The 2,813-nt window shown below is 68.8% G+C and carries 4 protein-coding genes; 3 read left to right on the forward strand and 1 reads right to left on the reverse strand.

Features of this window, described 5'->3' with window-relative positions:
- The first annotated feature begins 95 nt into the window (after positions 1–95).
- The 3 genes from MJ783_RS08470 (at position 96) to otsB (ending at position 2,001) form a co-directional block, all read left to right on the forward strand.
- Positions 96–350, forward strand: a complete 255-nt coding sequence (locus tag MJ783_RS08470; protein ID WP_239309822.1) for a DUF3263 domain-containing protein — start codon at positions 96–98, stop codon at positions 348–350.
- Between the two features lie 9 nt (positions 351–359).
- Positions 360–1,007: a LytR C-terminal domain-containing protein gene (locus tag MJ783_RS08475; RefSeq protein WP_239309783.1), complete on the forward strand. Its 648-nt coding sequence runs from the start codon at positions 360–362 to the stop codon at positions 1,005–1,007.
- A gap of 142 nt (positions 1,008–1,149) precedes the next feature.
- Complete coding sequence (gene otsB / locus MJ783_RS08480) at positions 1,150–2,001, forward strand: trehalose-phosphatase (RefSeq protein WP_239309785.1); 852 nt, start codon at positions 1,150–1,152, stop codon at positions 1,999–2,001.
- A gap of 28 nt (positions 2,002–2,029) precedes the next feature.
- Here the strand turns inward: otsB and MJ783_RS08485 are convergent.
- On the reverse strand, positions 2,030–2,813 hold a 784-nt coding region (locus tag MJ783_RS08485), incomplete at its 5' end, for a trehalose-6-phosphate synthase (protein ID WP_239309787.1).

Here is a 2,813-nt window from a genome sequence, read left to right on the forward strand (position 1 = left end):
GCGGCCCGCGAGCCACCGAGGCCGGGGGTTGCGGCGACTCACCGGCGTTCAGTCGCACCGCACAGTCGAACACTGAACGCGATGCGGTATCCGCTTTGAGCGATCGACAGCGGCGGGTCCTGGAATTCGAGCGGCACTGGTGGCGCTACGCGGGCGCCAAGGAGACCGCGATCCGCGCCGAGTTCGCAATCTCGGCAACCCGCTACTACCAGATACTGAACGCTCTGATCGACTCCCCCGCCGCCCTCGTCACCGACCCCATGCTGGTCAAGCGGCTACGCAGGTTGCGAGCGACACGCCGACGGGCGCGCGCCGGCGGTACCGCCCGCCTCGACCCCGCTGAGATGTGAGCATTCGTCATGACCGATACCACTGTCGCGTCGCCCAGCCCGCCACGGCCGCCCCGACTGCGTCGCGGTGATCGGCTGCACACCATCGCGGCCGGCAGCATCGCCGTGCTGGCCGTACTCGGCTGCATTCTCGTCGTCAACTTGGTGAATGACCCGACCGCGGAGAAATCTCGCGTGGCGGCGGCAGCGGCCACCTCCACACATCCGCCGGTGATGAGCGGGCCGTCTGCCACCGCTGCCGCCGGGACCGCGATGACCAGGGCGGTAGCCTCGCCGCCAGCCGCGGCGGGCACCCAACCATCGCCAAAAGTCATATCCCAGCCACCCGCTGCCGCGACCGCCCCGGCCAGCACGCCGCAACACGTTTTCGCCCCGATCGTGATTCTGAACAACTCCAGGGAGAAGGGGCTGGCGGAGGCCGCCCGAGCACGGCTGGAGGCCGCCGGCTTCACAGTGACGCGGACCGGCAACTACCAGTCGACATACAACGTCGAGATCCCGACCGTGTTCTACGACGAAGGGCAGCTGGACGCGGCCCAGACCGTGCTGGACCTCATCCCGGACGTGAAGCAGGCGAAACCGAAGAACAAGAACTTCATCGCGGATGATCCACTCATCCTTGTCATAACCAAGGATTTTTCGCCAACCGCACCCTAGACCCGCCAACGGTCGCGTGATCATCACCCTGCTGTACGCGACGTCGGCGGCCCTGCGCGAACAAGCTGGCTGAAGGCCGCGCGACCATGGGTTTTCACGCGCGACCGGAGGCCCTGAGAGAACAAGTGACGGACCTGACCTCATGACTTCCACATCCGGTTCCGGCCCGATCGCCACAGCGCCGCGGACGCTGGCCGGCGGCGCGGGGCTCGCGGCCCTCCTCACCGACCCACGCCACGCGCTGATCTCGCTGGACTACGACGGCACTCTCGCGCCGATCGTCGCCCGCCCGTCGGACGCTGTTCCGGCACCGGGTGCTCTGGCCGCGCTGGCACGGATAGCCCAGCAGGTCGGATCGGTCGCCATCATCACCGGACGGCCGGTCAGCGCGCTGCTCGAACTCGCCCGGTTCAGCGAAGAACCGGGGCTCGACTCGATGGTCATCCTCGGCCAGTACGGGCTGGAACGCTGGGACGCCGCTACCAATCAGATCACAAGCCCCGACCCACTACCCGGGGTCACGGCCGTCAGGGCCGCCCTGCCGCGGCTGCTTGAGGACGCCCCGGCCGGCACTGTCGTAGAGGACAAGGGGCACGCGCTCGTCGTGCACGTACGCCGCACCTCTGACCCGGACGCCTCGCTGGCGGCTCTCACACCCGCGCTGACCAGCCTTGCCAAAGACCACGGGCTGGAGGCTGCGCCCGGCAAACGGGTTCTGGAGCTGCGTCCGCCCGGCCACGACAAAGGCCGCACGCTACGCGACCGGGTGACGGAGCTGGGTGCCCGCTCGGTGTTGTTCGCCGGTGACGACCTCGGCGATCTGCCAGCCTTCGACGTGGTCGACGAGCTGCGGGCCACCGGTATTCCGGGGCTGACCGTGTGCAGCGACGGCCCGGAGGTGCCAGCCCGGTTGCGGGAACAGGCAGATCTCGTCGTTCCGGGCCCGGAGGGAGTGGTCGCGCTGCTGCGCCTCCTTGCCGACCGCCTCTCCTGAGAGCCTGTTCGCGGAGCTTTCCCGCCTGTCAGGCGAGTAGGGCGTCGAGCTGGTCGCGAAACCACCTGCGCGGGGGAAGCCGGCCGGCGACGGCGGCGAGCCGCTCGCATCGGTGGCGGCGCTCGTCAGCGGTCATCAGCAGCGCGGTGTGGATGGCTGCGGCGGTCTCACCCACGTCGAAGGGATTCACTACCAGCGCGTCGGCTGCCATCTCCGCGCAGGCTCCCGCCTCGCGGGAGAGAACCAGCGCGGCTCCGGACCTCGACAGCACCGCGCCTTCCTTCGCGACCAGGTTCATACCATCCCGGATTGGATTCACCACCAGGACATCAGCGAGTGACAAGGCAGCCAGTGACCGCGGGTAGTCGTCGTTGACCTCGAGCCGGACCGGCGACCACGAAGCGGTCGCGAACTCGTCCTCGATCTCCTCCACGATCCGCTGTACGGCAGCCGTGTACTCGCGGTACTCAGGAAGATCGTGACGTGACGGGTAGGCACAGACGATGTGCGTCACCTGGCCATGCCAGCATGGATGTTCACGCAGCAGTTCCCGGTACGCTTCCAGCCCGCGGACGATGTTCTTCGACAGCTCGGTCCGATCCACCCGCACGATCACCCGACGGCCCGCGGTCAGTTCCCGCATCTCGGCGGCGCGGGCCGCGACATCATGCCCGCGGGCGCGCCGTACCAGAGCGGCGCTGTCGACTCCGAGCGGGTGGACACCGATCCGGACGGCCCGACCGCGGTAGCGCAGCCGCGGCTGGCCGGTGCCATCGGTCATTCCACCGGTCTGGCCCGCACTGTCGCCCTGG

It is taken from the genome of Protofrankia sp. Cj3 (genome assembly GCF_917627355.1).
GTDB lineage: Bacteria > Actinomycetota > Actinomycetes > Frankiales > Frankiaceae > Protofrankia.